Source organism: Lactovum miscens, from assembly GCF_014202895.1.
GTDB classification, from domain to species: domain Bacteria; phylum Bacillota; class Bacilli; order Lactobacillales; family Streptococcaceae; genus Lactovum; species Lactovum miscens.
The window spans coordinates 74,121-93,033 of record NZ_JACHHV010000004.1; the positions used below are offsets into that span (position 1 = coordinate 74,121).

The following is an 18,913-nucleotide window of genomic DNA, read 5'->3' on the forward strand; positions in this document are numbered from 1 at the left end:
ATCATCTGGCAAGCTAAAAAGTTCGGTTTTGACAGACTTTATCAGAAGATCATAATTACCAGTCGGTAAGTCTGTTCGGCCGATGGTGTTTTTGAAAAGTATATCACCTGTGAAGACTTTCTTTTCTTTTGGAAAGATGAGAGATACTCCACCGATTGAATGCCCTGGAGTACTTCTTACTTCAAATTCAAATCCAGCCAATTGATATTTTTTTGTAAAATCATAAAAATCAGTCGCATCAGGACTTAAAATTCCTTGGCCCATTAGTAAAGTTGAAGCATTAAATTTTGGAAAATGTGTCCAGTCTTTCTCAGTTTCTGCTAAGTAAATTGAAAGATGTGGATAAATTCTCAAAACTGCTTCAAGACCCCAAATATGATCAAAATGTGCGTGTGTTAGTAAAACCGATGATAGACGATTTAAACTAGGTAGGTAAGCTAAATCAGAACCAGGATCAATTAGAAGCTGTTGTCCCTCATCATCAGCAGAAGTAAGTAAATAAGTGTTTTCTGTGGCAATTTTGTTAACAAAAGTTTGCAGTTTCATGTTATTATTTTAACATTTTTGTAATGTAGTAAATTCATAAAAATCTTATGCTATAATTAACGCAAAAACAGTTTTAGTTAGATTAGGAGGGGAAATGTCAAAAATAAAAAAGATAATGTTTAGTGCAGCCATGACCGTTGCAACCGCTGGAATTGGAGGAGTGACCGCAAGGGCTTCTACTGTATCCGATTTTGCACAGATTGCTGTTCCAGTGGCAAATCATTATGGGCTTTATCCGTCTGTCATGATTGCGCAGGCACTCCTTGAGTCAAATTCAGGTCAAAGCTTACTGGCGAGTGATTATAACAATTATTTTGGTATTAAATGGACTAATGGCGAAAGTATTGATTTACCAACAACAGAATATTTGAATGGTGAAGCTAAAGCGATAACTCAACCCTTTCAAGTCTATAGCTCAGAAGAGGAATCATTTGATGCGCAAGGTCAACTTTTGGCAAATTATTATCCTGGAACTTTGCGTGCTAATACAAGCTCTTATCAAGATGCTCTAGCAGCGCTTCAAGGAGTTTACGCAACTGATCCTAACTATGAAAATATTTTAGATTCAATTATACAGACTTATGATTTAACGGCGTTTGATAACGGAAATTATACCACTCAAGCAACAGTGTCAACGTCTGTTGACCAATACAGTGTTCTGCCAGGAGATAGCCTGTGGTCAATTGCAACTTCAAGTGGGATGACTGTGTCGGACTTAGAGACCTTAAATAATTTAAATACTGATTCCATCTTACAAATCGGACAGATCCTTTCAGTCAAGTCGTCAGAACCAAGTCTTACATCTGAGTCATTCTCTGCAGAGGGGACTTACAAGGTTCAAGAAGGAGATAATCTTTGGCTAATTGCTCTCAATAGTGGTACAACAGTTTCAGCTTTAGCAGATTTGAATGGTATTTCGGAAGAAGCAACTTTACAGGTTGGTCAGATACTGCAATTAACAGAAGCTTCACAAACTAATTCAAATAATCAATCAGCCAGAAGCTATAAGGTTCAGTCAGGCGATACTATTTCAGCAATAGCAAATAACTTTGGGCTCTCAGTCCAAGATTTGGTTTCTTTAAATGGTCTTCCTGATGCCAACGCACTAGCAGTTGGACAAATATTAAATTTATAAAAGAAAGACTATATTATATAGAAGATAGTAACCATCTAAAGATGGCTTTAAAATAGCAGGGCTTCCCATAATCTGGACTAAATATCCAAATTATGGGGAATTTTATTATATCAAATATTTAAATGGCTCAAGCCTAAAACATTTTAAAGATTCAAAAAAGTAGAAATTACACTTTTGACTTAAAATATTAAATATCTTTAATTTACTTTTAAATTCAATTAATAAGTAGACAGGTTCGAACACGCAGTTCAAAGGAAATTATAAATTTCAAATAAGTGCTAAAAATTGAGTTTATTCTCGAAACTTCAAAAATGAAAATGATGTGAGTGTCTCATTATTAATGTGTAACTGTCACTTTGACTTTTTAGAAATAAAGTTTTATTTGGGCTGAATATTAAAAAAGCAAACTAATTAATAAATAAGACGTTGGGTAAGTCTTGTTCAATAGTGTTTTATTTACTAAAATAACAAAACAAAAGATCTATCTTGCCTTAAAAGTCAAATTTTTGAGGGGCACATCAAAATTGAATGAATTTTAATACTTTGTAATCTTAAACAATTGACATTCATACTTGATTAAGCTAGAATAGCATGAAAATGAAAAAACAAATGTCAGAAAAAATGAATATGACTTGCAATTGTGTGTGCTGTGCACGGGCTCTTTTTCGATGTTGATTTCTGCGAAGGCTAAATAATGGATAATGATACTAATCAATCCGTTTCTGGTTGCAGAAACGGATTTTTTTATTTATAAATGGATTTTAACTGAAAATATATAAAATTGATATAATTAGGAGAAAAAATATGCAAATCAAAAAAATTACTACTGCCTCAATTATTGCTCTTGTGGGGCTTTCAACACTTGCGCTTATTCCAAATCCGGCTAATGCTGCCGCCAAAAAAACTTCTATAGTGATTGCGACAGATGGTTCAACAAAACCTTTTGATTATACTTCAGGGAATAAAACCACTGGTTATGATATTGAAGTTGCTAGGGCCGTTTTCAAAAAGCTTCCCCAATATAATATTAAATTCCAAGTGGTTGACTTTGCGACTATTGTTCCTGGAATTGACTCAGGTCGATTTCAAGTTGGGGCAAATGACTTTGGTTGGACAGCAGAAAGAGACCAAAAATATTACTTTTCAAGCCCCCTCTCTAAATCAAACAATGCCATTGCTGTGAAGAAAAATGCATCGACTTATAAGACATTGGCTGATCTGGCTGGAAAGTCAACTGAAGTTAACTCAGCTTCAAATTATTCAAAAATATTGAATGATTACAACACAGCAAACCCAACAAAGAAAATTGATATCCAATATGTTTCAGGGCAAACACCATTTTCAAATAGATTGACCGATACAGTTTCAGGTAAGATCGGCTTTACTTTCTACGATGCAATTTCATTAAAACAAACAATCAAAGATATGGGCATGGAAAGTCAGCTTAAGGTTGAGAACATTGGCGCAACCGCAGCTGATCCTACACACGACGGATATGAGTACTTCATCTTTGCAAAGACTGCTGAAGGAAAGAAAATCCAAAAGGATGTGAATAAGGTTCTTAAGCAACTTCAAAAGAATGGAACTTTGAAAAAAATATCTCAAAAATACTTAGGTGGAAATTTCGTACCCGCAGCTTCAAAATTTAATTAACAGGACTTATGAAGAAAAAAAACTCAAAAACTCCATACTTTATTGGAATTGGCGTCTTAATTGCCAGTCTTTTAGTAATCATTTTTCCATTTATAATTTTACCGGGAAAATATAGTTTTGGTCATTTTTGGCAGATGTTCTTCAGTAAAGTTTTTAAGTTCTCAGCGTTTACTTCGGCTTTTACTTACGTGATTCCTAAGATTCCTGAAACCTTGATTGTGACAAGTATCTCTGCTGTATTTGGTTTATTGTTAGGTTTATTTCTAGCACTGATTAAGATAAATAAAATCCCAGTTTTAAACGAATTACGTGGACTTTTTGTGAGTTTTGTTCGAGGCACCCCCATTTATGTTCAATTAATTTTAACCTATACGGGAATTCCTTTGATCCTTCAGGCAATAAATTTAAATTATGGCACAAATTTGAATGTTAATTCGATTCCCGCATTATTCTATGCAGCTTTGGCTTTTTCATTGAATGAAGCTGCTTATGGTTCAGAAACTATACGAGCGGCGATTGAATCCGTAGATCAAGGGCAAATTGAAGCGGCTAAGTCTTTAGGGATGACAAGCTTTCAGGTTTTCATGCGTGTAACTTTGAAAGAGGCTGCAGTTGTTGCTACAGCCCCACTTGGCAACGCCTTGATTGGTCTTCTTAAAGGAACCTCACTTGCCTTCGTTGTATCTTTTGTAGAAATGACTGCAGAAGCTCAGATTATCGGCGGGTCAAACTTCCGTATGTTAGAAACTTATTCTGCTTTAGCTTTGACTTATTGGGCAATGTGCATTATACTAGAATTTTTGATACGTCGATTGGAAAAGAGTTTGAGGATTGAGATGATTGATACCAAGAAAAATCAAACCACTGATAGGATTTCGAGGATAATATGATAAAAATATCAAATCTTAGCAAAAATTTTAATGGTGAGACTGTCCTCAATAATATTTCAATTGAGATCCAAGATAAAGAAGTCGTTGCAATTATTGGCTCTTCAGGGGCAGGTAAATCAACTCTTTTGCGTTCAATTAATTATTTAGTCGAAGCAGATTCTGGGCAACTTCAAATTGGGGATACCAGAGTAGATTTTGAAAAAATTACTAAAGATCAAATACTGCAGCTTAGGCGGATGACGGCAATGGTCTTCCAGCAATTTAACTTATTTGAAAGGCGAACGGTCTTGAAAAATGTGATGGAAGGCTTGACACAAGTGAAGAAGCTTTCTAAAGAGGAAGCGGAAAAAATTGCTCGGGATGAATTGATCAAAGTTGGTTTGGCTGATCGCATGAATTATTTTCCAAAGTTTTTATCTGGTGGACAAAAGCAACGAGTAGGAATCGCTCGTGCTTTAGCTATGAAACCTGAATTACTTTTACTTGATGAACCAACCTCAGCACTTGATCCAGAGCTAGTTGGAGAAGTTCAAGAATCAATTATTCAGGCGGCTCATCAAGGACAGACGATGCTCTTGGTCAGTCATGAGATGGATTTTGTCTATGAAGTAGCCAATAAGGTCTTTTTCCTAGATCAGGGGAAAATTGTCGAGTTTGGAAACCCAAAAAATATTTTCAACAACCCAAAATCGGATCGGTTGAAACAATTTTTATCGAATAATAAGAGGTTTGGCGTGTGATTGCCCTAGTTTTACAATTTTATATTCCAGCATTTGTTGCTACATTTATTTTGGCTCTCATTAGCTCAGTCATCTATACTCTTTTCTTTTTTACAGGGAAGAAGAGTAAGCAAATTGAGAGAGCATCGAGTTTTTTCCATGAGCTTTTGATCTTAAACCTTTTGACGATTCCAGTAGTAAGTTTTGCATTGGTTGCGCTTTTTATTGTAATTCGAGCAATCCGCATTTAAGAAATATTGCTCAAAAAAAGTTATACTGAGTTTACAATGGTAAACGTAATTTGATAAACTAAATTCCATTAACTTGGATTGAATCAGATTTAGATTTTGGAGGTAAATTATAAATGTACGATACTATTATTATCGGAGCTGGCCCTGGTGGAATGACCGCGGCTCTTTATGCGGCTCGTAGTAACATGAGGGTACTTTTACTTGAACAAGGGGCCCCCGGAGGCCAAATGAATAATACGGCTGACGTGGAAAACTACCCTGGCTATGATAAAATTATGGGACCAGAGCTCTCAATGAAGATGTATGAGCCACTCGAGGGATTAGGAGTTGAAAATGCCTATGGTATTGTCCAATCCGTTGAGAATCTAGGTGATTTTAAAAAGGTTATCACCGAAGATGATGCTTATGAAGCAAAAACTGTCATCATTGCAACTGGCTCTAACCACCGCAAACTTGGGGCTCTTGGAGAAGAAGAATTTGGGGCTCGTGGCGTTTCTTATTGTGCCGTGTGTGATGCTGCTTTCTTTCGAAATCAGGATATCGTAGTAGTTGGTGGTGGTGATTCTGCAGTAGAAGAAGCTATGTTTCTAGCTCGTTTTGGTCGTGAAGTAACTATTGTTCATCGCCGTGAGGAATTGCGTGCTCAAAAGATTATTCAAGATCGTGCTTTTAAAGATCCTAAGATTAAATTTATTTGGGATTCAACCGTTGAAGAAATTTCTGGTGATGATCGCAAGGTACGTTCAGTTAGAATTAAAAATCTTAAAACAGGTGAGGAATCAACAAAAGAAGTTGGAGGTGTCTTCATTTATGTTGGATTAATTCCACAAAGTGAAGTTGTCAAAAACTTAGGAATCACTGATAATGAGGGTTGGGTTATCACAGATGATCATATGCAGACAAATATTCCAGGAATCTACGCTATTGGAGATGTTCGTCAAAAAGATCTTCGTCAGATTACTACAGCAGTTGGGGATGGAGCTATAGCTGCCAATGAAGCTTATAAATACATTGTAAAGTTGTAAATGATAAATTTTAAATTGAAATTGAGGTAGAGAGGGTGACCCTCCTACCTTTTTAAGTAGAACTTTCTTTTTGGACCTTATTGAGAAGTTCCGTGAAAAAACTTTGTAATTTTAATCTTGTATGATATAATAACAAAGTATGCAGAAATCGATTTACAACGCTCTACTCGTTGTCCTACTTGTGCTTTCATTCATTATAGTGATTGCTATATTACTTCAACCTTCCCGTCAGGATGGAACTGCTGGACTCTTTTCAGGCTCAACTGGTTCAGATGACCTCTTTGAGCGGCATAAAGCTCGTGGATTTGAAGCGATCATGCAGCGTTTTACTGCAACTATGATTGCACTTTGGATGCTAATCGGCTTTGCCTTAGTAGTATTATCAAGTAATTAATGGGGCTCGAGTAGCCTCATTTTTAATCTTTAAAAATTATTTACCGAAAAGAAGACACATTATGAAAAAAAAGATACTTAAATATTTACATGAAAAAAATAAAATTTCCGTTAGCATGCGTGAAATGGCAGATGACTTGGGATTAAGTAATGCCAATGATTTTCGTGAATTAGTCAAACTAATCGCTAGCATGGAAAAAGAGAAACTAGTTGATTTTACTGATCTTGGGACTATTGCAATACATAGTCAAGATTCAGAAATAACTGGGATTTTTCGAGCAAATCGAGCGGGCTTTGGCTTCGTGACAATTGATGGGGATGAAGCAGATGTTTTCATTGCTCGTGGGCAAACTGATTCAGCTATGGATGGTGATGAAGTAAACATTGTAATTACAAAAGTTGGTAATACATTAGCTGGAACTTCTGCAGAAGGTAAGGTTGTCGCCGTGACTAAGCGTGCGTACGACCGAATTGTTGGGACATTCAAACCTATTAATGATATAGGAGATTTCTTTGGGGAAATCACCAGTCGAGATAAAAAGTTTACTTGGAAGATTTTGGCGAGCAATCGTGGACTTATGGCTTCTGAAAATCAAGTTGTGGCGGCTGAGATAATTGAATTCCCAAATGAAGAACATCCGGATTCGGTCGTTGTCCTGATAAATAAAATTATTGGATCAACTAACGATAAGGGTATTGATGTCTTGGAAGTTCTTGAAGATATGGGTATTCGGAGCGAGTTTACAGAATCTGTCGATCAGGAGCTTAAGAATATTTCAGATACAATAACTCCAGATGAATTAGCAGGGCGTGAAGATTTACGAAATGAGATCACTTATACAATAGATGGAGCAGATGCCAAAGATTTAGATGATGCCATTCATATTAAGCTTCTCGAAAATGGAAATTATGAGTTAGGTGTTCATATTGCCGATGTTTCTCACTATGTAAAATATGGAACGGCCCTTGATGAAGAGGCACTAGAACGGGGAACATCAGTTTATGTGACAGACCGTGTCGTACCAATGTTACCTGAAAAACTTTCAAATGGGATCTGTTCACTGAATCCACAGGTTGATCGTCTTGTCCAATCTTGTATAATGGAAATTGATCAAGCTGGGAAAGTTATCCGTGAGCGTATTGTACACTCAGTGATTAAGACAACTTACAGAATGACTTACGACGATGTTAACAAAATGATTCAAGGTGATAAAGAAGCAATTGAAAGATTTTCAAAAATTTCTGACTCAGTTTTCAATGCTGTAAAATTGCACCGTATTTTGGAAAAGATGCGTATGCATCGTGGTGCCCTCGAATTTTCTGAAAATGAAGCCAAGATTATAGTTGATGATAATGGTCTTCCGGTAGAGATTGTCAAACGTGAACGTGGAGTGGCAGAGCGGATGATTGAATCTTTCATGTTAGCCGCAAATGAAACAGTGGCTGAACATTATGCACGCATGAATATCCCATTCATTTACCGTATTCATGAGGAACCAAAAGCAGAAAAGGTTCAAGCTTTTATTGATTTAGCAAGTAGTTTTGGACTTTCTATACCTGGGTCTGCCGCTCATATTGAACAAAAAGATTTACAAGCATTTTCTCACAAAATTAAAGGGCAACCCTATGAGCTTGTCTTATCAAAATTGATGCTTCGGTCGATGCAGCAAGCTCGCTATTCCGAAAAGGAAGTTGGTCATTTTGGATTGGCAGCTGAGTTTTATACTCATTTTACTTCACCAATTCGTCGTTATCCAGATCTCCTTGTACATCGTTTAATTGATGAATATGATGCTTCAGGTTACAAGGATGAGAAAAAAATTCAATTTTGGGAAGAAAGAATTTCTGAAATTGCCTCACACTCTTCAAATCGTGAGCGTCGTGCTGTTGATGCAGAGCGTGAAGTTGACAAAATGAAGAAGGCTGAGTATATGATGGCCTTTGTCGATTCTGATTTTGATGGAATTGTATCAAGTATTACTAGTTTTGGGGCTTTTATTGAATTACCAAATACTATTGAAGGTCTTATGCACGTCAACTCATTTAAAAAGGAATTTCTCCGCTATGACGAACGTTCACTCAGCCTACACTCTGAAAAAACAGGTCTTACCCTTCGTATTGGTTCAGCTATCCGCATCAAAGTGAAGCGAGCAGATAAGATTACAGGCGAAATTGACTTTGAATATGTAAAATCCGATCTTGATGTCTTTGAAAAGCATGTTAAGATGGAACGACCTCATTCTCATAATAGGAAAGAAAAACCCGATCAAAGCAAGAAATCTGATAAGCATCCATACAAGATTTCTAATAAAATAGGCAAGGACGGGAAAAAATTATCAAATAATCAAGCTTTCTACAAAAAAGTTACAAAAAAAAATAAGGGAAATCATAAAGGTGGGAAAAATATCTAAAAGTGATCTAGAAAAGCCCTTGGCCCAAAATAAAAAGGCTAGCCATGACTATAATATAACCGATACTATTGAGGCAGGAATTGTGTTAACAGGAACTGAAATTAAATCTGTGCGACAAAGTAAAATTCAAGTTCGTGATGGATTTGCTAGGGTTAAAGATGGAGAAGTCTGGCTTTCTGGGGTACATATTGCTGAGTATAGCCAAGGCAACATTTATAATCACGAAGAAATGCGTAGTCGAAAGTTACTTATGCATAAGAAGCAAATTCAGCAAGTTGAAAAAGCTTTGCAAGACAAGGGGATGACTTTTATACCTTTAAAAGTTTATTTGAAAAATGGATATGCCAAGGTCCTGATGGGCTTGGCAAAAGGAAAGCATGACTATGATAAACGCGAAAGCATCAAACAAAATGACCTTAATCGAGATGTCAAACGTCAATTAAAGAATTATCAAACCCGATAATTCTTTTTCCTTTAATTTTTATTAAAACTTTTATCAAAAACAATTTGAACAATGTCTTCAACAAAAGGCAATGCAAGTAATAAAATAAAAAAATTAGCTCTAATAATTAGAACTAATTACGTTACTTTATTCTGTGTAAAAAAATTATCTTGATTAGATTTCATTTAATTTTACAGTCGGACTTGAAAGGTCGTTTCTTGACCGACTTGACTTTCCACAACAATTGTACCGCCCAATTCTTTTAGGTTTTTTTGCACAATAGCTAGCCCAAGGCCAGTTCCGCTTGGATTAAAAGTTCCTGCATTAGTTGAACGATAAAAACGTTCGAAAATTTGAGACTTTTCAATATTGTTCAATCCGGGGCCAGTGTTGCTTATTGAAAAGATAGTCTTACCATAATTATCTTTGAAAAGCTGAATTGTAATTTTCCCATTCATATTAGCATAAAAGATAGCATTCTCAATCAAATTTTTTAGGATGACTTGAAGTCTTTTTTCATTACTAGAGATGGTGACATCCTCTAGTTCTGTTTTAATAATCAATTTTTTATGTTCAATACTTTGCTGTAAATTTTGAAGCGCAGATTCAATAATTAATTGAGGTTGGACAGAATTCATTTCAATGCCAGATAACTGAGGCTTTGAAAGACTAATAATATCGCTAACCAAGTCCAATAGACGTGAGCTTTCTTTAGAAATTAATTTTGCAAACTCTTGGCGTTTTTCAACGGATAAATCAGGAATATTTTCTAGTAAGTCCGAAAAGCCATGGATGGAGGTTAGTGGAGTTTTTAGCTCATGCGATATGTTGGCAACAAGTTCTTTCTGGGCATTGACAGCATTCTTATATACTGTCACATCATTCATAGTGACCATAAAACGTTCATTATCAGGTAGTGGATGGAAATTTACCTCGTAGTCAGCATCTAATTTTTCAAAATGTATGAGTTTATCTTGTAGACTAGGATTTAACATTTTTTTTAGCAAGAAGCTAAGAAAGTCAATATGTTCACTAAATTGATATATATTTTGGTCGGGTGAAAACTCATTTCGAAAGGAAGAATTTGCGAATTTAATCTCTCCGTGGTTGTCAAAAATAAAAATTGGAAACTGAAAGAATTCAGTGAAGGCAAAGTTATTTTCTGCCTTTTTTGAAAGTATTTCAATAGGAGGAGAAAGTTCAGGCTTTTCATTCTTGATAAGAATAAAATATAGAGTAATAAAGAAAAAAATTACATCTAGTCCTATGATAAGTTGAATAGGAAAAGTAATGCTAGTTCGATTCCTTTTTAATGACACGTATTCTAATACTTTCCCATCTTTTGTATTGGCTTCAGTTATTGTGATACTGCTAATGGAGACTTCTCTAGAATAATCAGCACCTTGTTTAATAGCTTTTGTAACAGGACTTTGGCTATCTTTAGGTAAGATAGTCATCGAATCGGCTTTAGTTACCAATGGATTTGATTGAATAATTTTCTCTAACTCATTTCGAGTACGGTTGGTATCATTTTGCAGAGTCACTTGTTGTAGCAGACTGATGAAAAAAAGGCCAATTAGAAAAGAAAAGAGACATAGGAATATAATGTATTTTTTACGCATTTTCATCAAAGATATAACCATAACCACGTTTTGATTTGATAAATCGATTATTAAGTTTTTTACGAAGGCGACCTACAAGTACGTCAATGGTACGAGTTTCAACATCAGCATTTGAAACACCCCAGAATGATTGAAGAAGGGCATCTCGACTTACGATTTGTCCTTGACGTCTAATCAAGTATTCCAAAATATCAAATTCACGTTTGGTTAGATCGATAAAACTACCTTCAAGTTTCACTGTTTTCTTCTGAAAATCGACTTCAATATCAGGCAAAGTAAAATTCTCAACGCCATTATCACCATAATCTTGAGCACGACGAATCAGTCCCTTAGCTCGTATCACAATTTCCTTCATATCAGTTGTTTTATCCAAATAATCATCTGCTCCAGAATCAAGCCCTGACAGGCGCATTTCTTCATCGTCACGGGCAGTTAATATTAAAATCGGTGTATAATTTTTTTCTTTTCGGAGAATTTTTATTAATTCAATTCCACTAAACTTAGGCATCATAACATCCAAAAGAAGAAGATCAAACTTTTCTGTTCGGGCTAAATCTAAGGCTTCCTGACCATCATGTGCTAGCAAAACATCAAAATTAGCAGCTGTAAAATGGTATTCTAATAGAGTTAGAATAGAATTTTCATCATCTGCAATTAAAATTTTTCTCATATATATCATTTTAACAGAAAGCTCTATTACTAGAGGAAAAGAAGAGTTGTTTACAAATTATTTACAATTTATTTACTAGTTATTTACTTTTTTAAGTTAGAGTAAATGATACAATTATCTTGTAAGTAAATCTTGCAAATTGCAAACCTATTATATGGAGAAAATCTAAAAATGAAAAAGAAATTAGTACTAAGCATGGTAGCAGGAGCTGCTCTTTTGACACTTGCTGCATGTTCTTCAAACAATGCAACATCTTCAAGCTCAAGTACAAAGGCTTCAAGCTCAGCGTCGCTTTCAGGTAAAATTGTTGCTGGGGGATCTACTGCGTTACAACCACTTGTAACCACAGTTTCTCAAGAATTCATGACAAAAAACCCTAATGTAAGCATTGACGTTCAACCTGGTGGATCGGGAGCTGGTCTCACTGGTGTTGCTAATGGCACATTCCAAATCGGAAACTCTGACATTTTCGCTGAAGAAAAAACAGGTATTGATGCCTCTAAAATTAAAGATAACCAAGTTGCAACAGTTGGTGTTGCACCAATTGTTAACCAAGACGTTGCGGATAAGGTTAAATCTTTGACTCAACAACAGTTGATTGATATCTTCTCTGGTAAAACAACTAACTGGAGTGCCGTCGGTGGACCAAGTGAAGCAATTACTTTAATTGGCCGTACTACTGGTTCAGGAACACGTGTTCTCTTCGATAACTTTGGCTTGAACAAAGGTACTGAACTTGCCTCAGAAGTAACTCAAGATGCTACTGGTGCAGCTGCAAAAGCTGTTAGCACAACTCCAGGTGCAATTTCTTATATTGCTTTCTCAGGTTTGGAAGGTGTGACTAATATCAAGGCAATGCCAATCACATTTGAAGGTGGAAGTAAAGCGGTTGATCCAACAAACGACAACGTAATCGATAATTCTTGGAAAATCTGGGGCTATGAGCATATGTACACTTCAACTACTCCTGATGAAGCTACAACTGCACTTATCAAGGCTGTAAAAAATGATACCAAAGATTTGAAAGCTCAAGGTTATATTGAAATTGCAGCTATGAAAGGTTCACGCACAGTTGACGGAACTTGGACAGCTAAATAATATTCAAAACATTTGTTTGTAAGAATTAAAAAGCATATAGTGCAAGATTAACTATATGCTTTCTTTTCTATTTAAGGTATAATTAATACAGATCCTTAATAAAAATTAGTCAACAAATATTGGAGGTATTAATGGATAAAAATGATGTGAAATCTCAGCTTCTGAGTTCTAATAAAAATTCACGTCGTGAAATTTTTGGGAAAACTATAACTATTATTGCGATGATTATTATCATCATCGTTGTCGTTGCAATTCTTTTTTTTGTGGCACAAAAAGGTTTATTAACATTCTTTGAAAACAAAGTTAACCCATTAGACTTTTTAGCCGGTCAAACATGGAATCCAATTCAGATGTCACCGGACGGAAAACCCCTTGTTGGAGCTCTTCCAATGTTTACAGGCTCACTAATAGTAACACTTATGTCAGCCCTTATCGCGGCTCCAGTTGCTATTGGAGCAGGAATTTTCATGACGGAAATTTCTCCAAAATATGGTCGTCGTATCTTACAACCTGTTATTGAACTTTTAGTTGGTATTCCTTCTGTTGTCTATGGATTTATTGGTCTTGTTGTGGTTGTTCCATTTATTCGTAAAGCTTTTGGTGGATCAGGTTATGGTATCTTGGCAGGCGTCTTTGTGCTTTTTGTTATGATACTTCCGACTGTAACCTCAATGACCGTTGATGCCTTACGTTCTGTTCCCGGGTTTTACAAGGAAGCATCACTTGGATTGGGAGCAACGCGTTGGCAAACAATTTGGCGTGTACTGTTAAGAGCTGCGACACCGGGTATTTTGACTGCCGTTATTTTTGGCATGGCTCGTGCTTTCGGAGAAGCCTTAGCAGTCCAAATGGTGATTGGTGGTGCGTTGGTTATGCCTACCAGCTTGACCAAACCTGCTTCAACCTTAACATCTGTCCTTACTTCACAAATGGGTAATGCAACTCCAGGTATTTCTCTTAACTCATTGTGGACACTTGCACTCTTGCTATTGATTATGGCCTTGGTCTTTAATATGATCATGCGCTGGATCGCTTCCAAGGGTAATATAAACAAATAAGGAGAGAAAGTGAAAGCAAAAACTACTGATAAAATTGCAACCACAATTCTTTATATAATTGCAGCCATCATTGTTATAATTCTTGCCTTTTTATTACTTTATATTTTAGTTGGTGGTCTGCCTCATGTTACTTGGCAATTTTTGACAACCCCTTCTAAAACTTTTGGCATTGGTGGGGGCATTGCAAATCAGCTTTGGAACTCATTTTATCTTTTGATCCTGACTCTTCTGATTAGTTTCCCGATATCGCTAGGAGCTGGTATTTATCTTTCAGAGTATGCAAATCAAAAGTCTGCATTGACAAATATTGTCCGGACAGCAATTGAAATATTGAGTTCACTTCCTTCAATCGTCGTTGGTCTCTTCGGTATGATTTTGTTTGTTCAAGAGTTAAAAATTGGCTACTCTGTAATTGCGGGTGCTTTGGCTTTGACTGTCTTCAATCTTCCTTTGATGACACGTAACGTTGAACAATCTCTTCACTCAGTCGAGCAAATCCAACGTGAAGGCGGCCTTGCTCTTGGTCTTTCGCGGTGGGAGACTGTTATCCATGTTGTGATTCCAGAGGCAATCCCAGGTATTGTAACAGGTATAATTTTGTCAGCCGGCCGTGTATTTGGTGAAGCAGCGGCTTTAATTTATACAGCTGGTTCTTCAAGTATTATGCCATTGAATTGGTCAAACTGGAACTTTCTTTCTAATAATAGTCCTATTGGTCTTTTCCGTACTGCTGAAAGCTTAGCTGTTCATATATGGGCAATCAACTCTGAAACTCCACTTCCAGATGGATCAGCAATCTCAGCCGGAGCGGGGGCCGTGTTAATCATCTTTGTTTTGGTCTTCAATTTTGGTGCTCGGTTCATTGGAAATGCAATTCACAAAAAATTAACATCAGCAGAATAAGAAAGGTTCTAAAATATGGCAGATTATAACTGGAATGAGCGCCATCTTATTAACTTTGAGAATAATAATGCTCTTTACACAAATGATTTACATGTCTTTTATGGAACAAAAGAAGCAATAAATGGTATTGATATGCAGTTTCAAAAAAACAAGATTACTGCACTAATTGGCCCTTCAGGTTGCGGTAAATCAACTTATCTTCGTTCACTTAATCGTATGAATGATACAATTGATACTGCTCGAGTAACTGGTGAAATCATGTATGAAGGTGTGGATATTAATGCAAAAAATGTAAATGTCTATGAGGTGCGCCGACGAATCGGTATGGTATTTCAACGCCCAAATCCATTTGCAAAATCAATTTATGAAAATATTGCTTTTCCTCACCGTCAAGCAGGTATCCGAAAAAAGGCTGAACTTGATGAAATTGTTGAGACGTCCTTGAAGCAAGCTGCTCTTTGGGATCAAGTGAAGGATGAACTTCAAAGGTCGGCTTTGGCTATATCTGGGGGTCAAGCGCAACGACTATGTATTGCTCGTGCTCTCTCAGTCAAACCTGATATTATTCTTATGGATGAGCCAGCATCAGCATTGGATCCAATTAGCACAATGCAAATTGAAGAAACAATGCAAGAATTAAAAAAAGATTATTCAATTATTATCGTGACTCACAACATGCAACAAGCAAGTCGTATCAGTGATTATACTGCCTTTTTCTACACAGGTGATGTAATTGAATATGACGAAACTTTAAAGATTTTCACAAATCCAACTTGTAAGTCAACAGAAGATTATGTCTCAGGAAGGTTTGGTTAATATGGCAGAAGTAATGAAAGAAGAGAAATTGCTTGAAACTATGAGCCCAATTATGACGGTAAATAAGCTTTCTCTCTTTTATGGAGAAAAACAGGCTCTTTTTGATATCAACATGTCATTTTATAAGAATGAAATCACGGCTCTTATTGGTCCTTCTGGTTGCGGTAAATCAACTCTTTTGCGTTCAATCAACCGTATGAATGATTTGATTTCAAGTGTTAAAATTACGGGTGGAATTTCCTATAAGAATGAGAATATTTATGGTGCAAACACTGATACTGTAGATCTCCGAAAAGAAATTGGTATGGTTTTTCAACAACCTAACCCATTTCCCTTCTCAATTTATGAAAATGTGGTTTATGGTTTACGTTTAAAAGGAGTTCGCAATAAGGCTATTCTTGATGAAGCAGTAGAAACCTCATTGAAAGCATCAAATATTTGGGATGAAGTGAAAGATGACTTACATAAGTCAGCGCTAGGTCTTTCAGGTGGACAGCAGCAGCGTGTTTGTATCGCTCGTGTTTTAGCAGTTAATCCAGATATTTTGCTTCTTGATGAAGCCACTTCAGCTCTTGATCCTATTTCTTCAGGAAAGATAGAAGAAGTCTTACTCGAACTGAAGAAAGAGTATACGATCATCATGGTAACTCACAACATGCAACAAGCAAGTCGGATTTCAGATCGTACAGCTTTTATGCTTATGGGTAAGTTAATTGAGTATGAAAAAACAAGCTCAATTTTCTTGAATCCAAGAGAAAAAGAAACATCAGATTATGTTTCTGGTAAGTTTGGGTAATAAAATACTTTATTGTTTTGGTATGTTTCTAAATGTAACAACCAATTCAGCTCCTGTAGTTGCTAATTCCGTAAAGTATTGAAAATAAATCATGTAAAGGATAACTTATGTTACGTACAAATTTTGAAGAAGAATTAAATAAACTCCACAATCAATTTTATTCAATGGGAACTCAAGTTTCTTCACAGCTTAATCGTGCTGTTCGAGCCTTCGTAAGTCGAGATTATGATTTGGCTGAAGAAATTATTGAAGGTGATTCCGAGATCAATGCTGAAGAAATTAGTCTCGAGACAAAATCTTTTGAAATGATTGCCTTACAACAACCTGTATCTGGTGATTTAAGAACAATTATTACAGTTCTTAAGGCATCTAGCGACTTAGAGCGTGTGGGAGACCATGCGGCTTCAATTGCTAAAGCGCTCAAAAATATCCCTGAGGATTCACCGTTACTTGGCGTTGAGCAAAAGATCTCAATACTAGGAGAGAAAGCAAAGATGATCTTAGATGCCTCTCTTAATGCCTATATACAAGGTGATGCAGATAGAGCACGAGAAATTGCCAAAAAGGATTTAGAAATTGATCTTCTTGCAGATGAAATCGAGAAATCAGTATTAATTTCCATGCAAGAACAACAAGATAACATTGAAATGGGTAAAGATTATATACTAACTCTTATGCATCTTGAACGTGTCGGTGACTTTGCCAAAAACGTTTGTGAGTGGGTTGTTTATCTTAAAACTGGGGAACTTATAGAGTTATAATAGGAGTTGTTAGTTTAAACAAAGTTAAGTTTTGCTTTGCTTAATTTTATGGTTAAAACGAAATATATATTGTTTCACTTGATTAGTTCAAAAAGTTTTGAGATAATATGAAAATGAAACTTTGGGTTAAATCCTTGTTAATGTTTTTTGGCTTGGTCATGTTATTAGCTGGTACGGTGATTGTTTATGCCTCCACAATTTGGAATAGCACGACCTCAACTCTTAAAACAACCTATACTCAAGTAGGAAAGACACAAGTGGCAATTAAAGCAACAAAGCCGTTGACATTACTTCTTATGGGAGTTGATACAGGGGATGCTAGCCGTGGTGGTGACACGAGTTGGCAAGGTAACTCTGACTCAATGATTGTTTTGACTATGAACCCAACAACGAAAACTTCAACTATGTTTTCAATTGAGCGGGATACTATGACTAATATTTTAGATTCTGATGGAAATATTATGTCATCTGAGAAGATTAATTCCTCTTATCCTTATGGATATAATGCTAACAACATTGAAGGTGCTGCCAGCTGGGCGATGAAAACAGTGGGTGCACAATCGGGAATAAATCTTGATAACTTCATTGCAATCAATATGAATGGTTTAGTAAACCTCATCAATGATGTTGGTGGAATAGATATTGTCAATGATAGTCAAGGCTCAGATATTTTACAAGGTACTTCCGCAGGGGATACAATTACTCTTCCCGTGACGGGTGAAAATGTGGCGAGCGGAGCGATTTATATCTCTGATACTGAGCCAGCCTATACTGCCTACGTTCCATACATAGGTGAAGGAAAGTCGCAACATATTAACGGCGATCAAGCCTTAGTCTTTGCTCGCGATCGACATACTCTGACAAACGGGGATTATGGTCGTATTGCTCATCAGCGTGAAGTTATAATGGCATTGATGAAAAAGTTGGTTGATATGAAAAATGTTTCTCAATATCAAAAGTTTTTGAATGACATTTCTGGAGATATCAAGACAAACATACAGGTTAATACTTCTAATTTACAAAACCTTATTGGATATAAGGATTGTTTTAAGAGGATTGAATCAATTCAGTACCAAGGTGTCGGCGATATGGTCAATGGGGCATCGTATCAATTTACTCCTTCACAAACCCTGTTGGCTGTTCAGAATGCGATGTTAAGGTCAATAGGGCAGCAGACTATTACAGAGGTTGATCCAAATGTCATCACTTATGATAATTATTTTGGGGAAGAACCTGCGAGTTATTTCTTACCCTCGGTTTCTATTACTGAGAATGGTAAAACAAGTGTAGAAGGTGTCAACTCTGATGGGACTTTTGTGCCAATTACTTCTGCAAATTCTGATACCTATGTTTCTACAAGTGGAAGTGCTGTGAGTGTAAGTGGTTCAACTGGTTCGAGCTCAAGTTCCTCATCTGATCAAACCACAAGTTCTGGAAGTTAATATTAAAAAATTTGAGGGGAAACCCTCCTATGGCTTGGTAGCTCAGCTGGATAGAGCACTCGCCTTCTAAGCGAGTTGTCGCGGGTTCGAATCCCGCCCGAGTCATTTTAAATACTTTACACAGTTTTGTAAAGTATTACAAAGTACTGAAAGCGTTGATATAACAACGTTTTTTATTTTTATAAAAATTTGGCAAATTGTAAAATTAGTTTAGCCACCTGAAGCAAGAAAAAAACACCTGAATCTCTTATACTTGAGTTTGCAAGAACAAAAAGTAGAAAA

General features: G+C 36.2%; 19 protein-coding genes and 1 tRNA gene. 17 read left to right on the plus strand and 3 right to left on the minus strand.

Annotated elements, in window-relative coordinates:
- Window positions 1-546: MBL fold metallo-hydrolase (locus tag HNQ37_RS01945; RefSeq protein ID WP_246415553.1), on the minus strand; the 546-nt coding region annotated here is incomplete at its 3' end.
- Between the two features lie 94 nt (window positions 547-640).
- Here HNQ37_RS01945 and HNQ37_RS01950 point away from each other — a divergent pair.
- The 9 genes from HNQ37_RS01950 (at window position 641) to smpB (ending at window position 9,486) form a co-directional block, all read left to right on the plus strand.
- Window positions 641-1,681, plus strand: a complete 1,041-nt coding sequence (locus HNQ37_RS01950) for a LysM peptidoglycan-binding domain-containing protein (RefSeq protein WP_183538800.1) — start codon at window positions 641-643, stop codon at window positions 1,679-1,681.
- A gap of 804 nt (window positions 1,682-2,485) precedes the next feature.
- The gene (locus HNQ37_RS01955) at window positions 2,486-3,334 is read left to right on the plus strand and encodes a transporter substrate-binding domain-containing protein (RefSeq protein WP_183538802.1); all 849 of its coding nucleotides are present in this window, start codon (window positions 2,486-2,488) and stop codon (window positions 3,332-3,334) included.
- Between the two features lie 8 nt (window positions 3,335-3,342).
- Entirely contained in the window at window positions 3,343-4,224 is an 882-nt protein-coding gene (locus HNQ37_RS01960) for an amino acid ABC transporter permease (protein WP_183538804.1), read from the plus strand.
- Window positions 4,221-4,964, plus strand: a complete 744-nt coding sequence (locus HNQ37_RS01965; protein ID WP_183538806.1) for an amino acid ABC transporter ATP-binding protein — start codon at window positions 4,221-4,223, stop codon at window positions 4,962-4,964. Before HNQ37_RS01960 ends, HNQ37_RS01965 begins: the two co-directional genes overlap by 4 nt.
- Complete coding sequence (locus tag HNQ37_RS01970; protein ID WP_183538808.1) at window positions 4,961-5,194, plus strand: DUF4059 family protein; 234 nt, start codon at window positions 4,961-4,963, stop codon at window positions 5,192-5,194. The genes HNQ37_RS01965 and HNQ37_RS01970 overlap by 4 nt, the downstream gene beginning before the upstream one ends.
- Before the next feature lie 113 nt (window positions 5,195-5,307).
- Window positions 5,308-6,219 (plus strand): thioredoxin-disulfide reductase, encoded by a 912-nt coding sequence (trxB, locus tag HNQ37_RS01975; protein WP_183538810.1) that lies wholly within the window; start codon window positions 5,308-5,310, stop codon window positions 6,217-6,219.
- 151 nt (window positions 6,220-6,370) lie between these two features.
- Window positions 6,371-6,613: a preprotein translocase subunit SecG gene (gene secG, locus HNQ37_RS01980; protein ID WP_183538841.1), complete on the plus strand. Its 243-nt coding sequence runs from the start codon at window positions 6,371-6,373 to the stop codon at window positions 6,611-6,613.
- Between the two features lie 61 nt (window positions 6,614-6,674).
- On the plus strand, window positions 6,675-9,023 hold the full coding sequence (gene rnr / locus HNQ37_RS01985; protein ID WP_183538812.1) for a ribonuclease R: 2,349 nt from the start codon (window positions 6,675-6,677) through the stop codon (window positions 9,021-9,023).
- Complete coding sequence (gene smpB, locus HNQ37_RS01990) at window positions 9,016-9,486, plus strand: SsrA-binding protein SmpB (RefSeq protein ID WP_183538843.1); 471 nt, start codon at window positions 9,016-9,018, stop codon at window positions 9,484-9,486. Before rnr ends, smpB begins: the two co-directional genes overlap by 8 nt.
- Window positions 9,487-9,656: 170 nt before the next feature.
- On the opposite strand, the gene HNQ37_RS01995 is transcribed toward smpB, so the two are convergent.
- The gene (locus tag HNQ37_RS01995; protein ID WP_183538814.1) at window positions 9,657-11,009 is read right to left on the minus strand and encodes an ATP-binding protein; all 1,353 of its coding nucleotides are present in this window, start codon (window positions 11,007-11,009) and stop codon (window positions 9,657-9,659) included.
- 70 nt (window positions 11,010-11,079) lie between these two features.
- Window positions 11,080-11,757 (minus strand): response regulator transcription factor, encoded by a 678-nt coding sequence (locus HNQ37_RS02000; RefSeq protein ID WP_183538816.1) that lies wholly within the window; start codon window positions 11,755-11,757, stop codon window positions 11,080-11,082.
- Between the two features lie 171 nt (window positions 11,758-11,928).
- Here HNQ37_RS02000 and HNQ37_RS02005 point away from each other — a divergent pair, with 171 nt between their 5' ends.
- The 8 genes from HNQ37_RS02005 to HNQ37_RS02040 all read left to right on the plus strand — a co-directional run bounded on the left by HNQ37_RS02005 (window position 11,929) and on the right by HNQ37_RS02040 (window position 18,736).
- On the plus strand, window positions 11,929-12,855 hold the full coding sequence (locus HNQ37_RS02005) for a phosphate ABC transporter substrate-binding protein (protein ID WP_183538818.1): 927 nt from the start codon (window positions 11,929-11,931) through the stop codon (window positions 12,853-12,855).
- 131 nt (window positions 12,856-12,986) lie between these two features.
- Window positions 12,987-13,913 carry a phosphate ABC transporter permease subunit PstC gene (pstC, locus tag HNQ37_RS02010; RefSeq protein WP_183538820.1) on the plus strand — a complete coding sequence of 309 codons (927 nt, stop codon included), beginning with the start codon at window positions 12,987-12,989 and terminating at the stop codon, window positions 13,911-13,913.
- A gap of 9 nt (window positions 13,914-13,922) precedes the next feature.
- Window positions 13,923-14,816 (plus strand): phosphate ABC transporter permease PstA, encoded by an 894-nt coding sequence (gene pstA, locus HNQ37_RS02015; protein ID WP_183538822.1) that lies wholly within the window; start codon window positions 13,923-13,925, stop codon window positions 14,814-14,816.
- A 15-nt stretch (window positions 14,817-14,831) separates the two neighbouring features.
- The gene (pstB, locus tag HNQ37_RS02020; RefSeq protein ID WP_183538825.1) at window positions 14,832-15,632 is read left to right on the plus strand and encodes a phosphate ABC transporter ATP-binding protein PstB; all 801 of its coding nucleotides are present in this window, start codon (window positions 14,832-14,834) and stop codon (window positions 15,630-15,632) included.
- Between the two features lie 40 nt (window positions 15,633-15,672).
- Complete coding sequence (pstB, locus tag HNQ37_RS02025; RefSeq protein ID WP_246415559.1) at window positions 15,673-16,428, plus strand: phosphate ABC transporter ATP-binding protein PstB; 756 nt, start codon at window positions 15,673-15,675, stop codon at window positions 16,426-16,428.
- A gap of 107 nt (window positions 16,429-16,535) precedes the next feature.
- A complete protein-coding gene (gene phoU / locus HNQ37_RS02030) occupies window positions 16,536-17,189 on the plus strand; it encodes a phosphate signaling complex protein PhoU (RefSeq protein WP_183538828.1) in 654 nt (217 codons plus the stop codon).
- A 107-nt stretch (window positions 17,190-17,296) separates the two neighbouring features.
- Window positions 17,297-18,631 carry an LCP family protein gene (locus tag HNQ37_RS02035; protein WP_183538830.1) on the plus strand — a complete coding sequence of 445 codons (1,335 nt, stop codon included), beginning with the start codon at window positions 17,297-17,299 and terminating at the stop codon, window positions 18,629-18,631.
- A gap of 31 nt (window positions 18,632-18,662) precedes the next feature.
- A tRNA-Arg gene (locus HNQ37_RS02040) sits at window positions 18,663-18,736 on the plus strand.
- The last annotated feature ends 177 nt before the right edge of the window (window positions 18,737-18,913 follow it).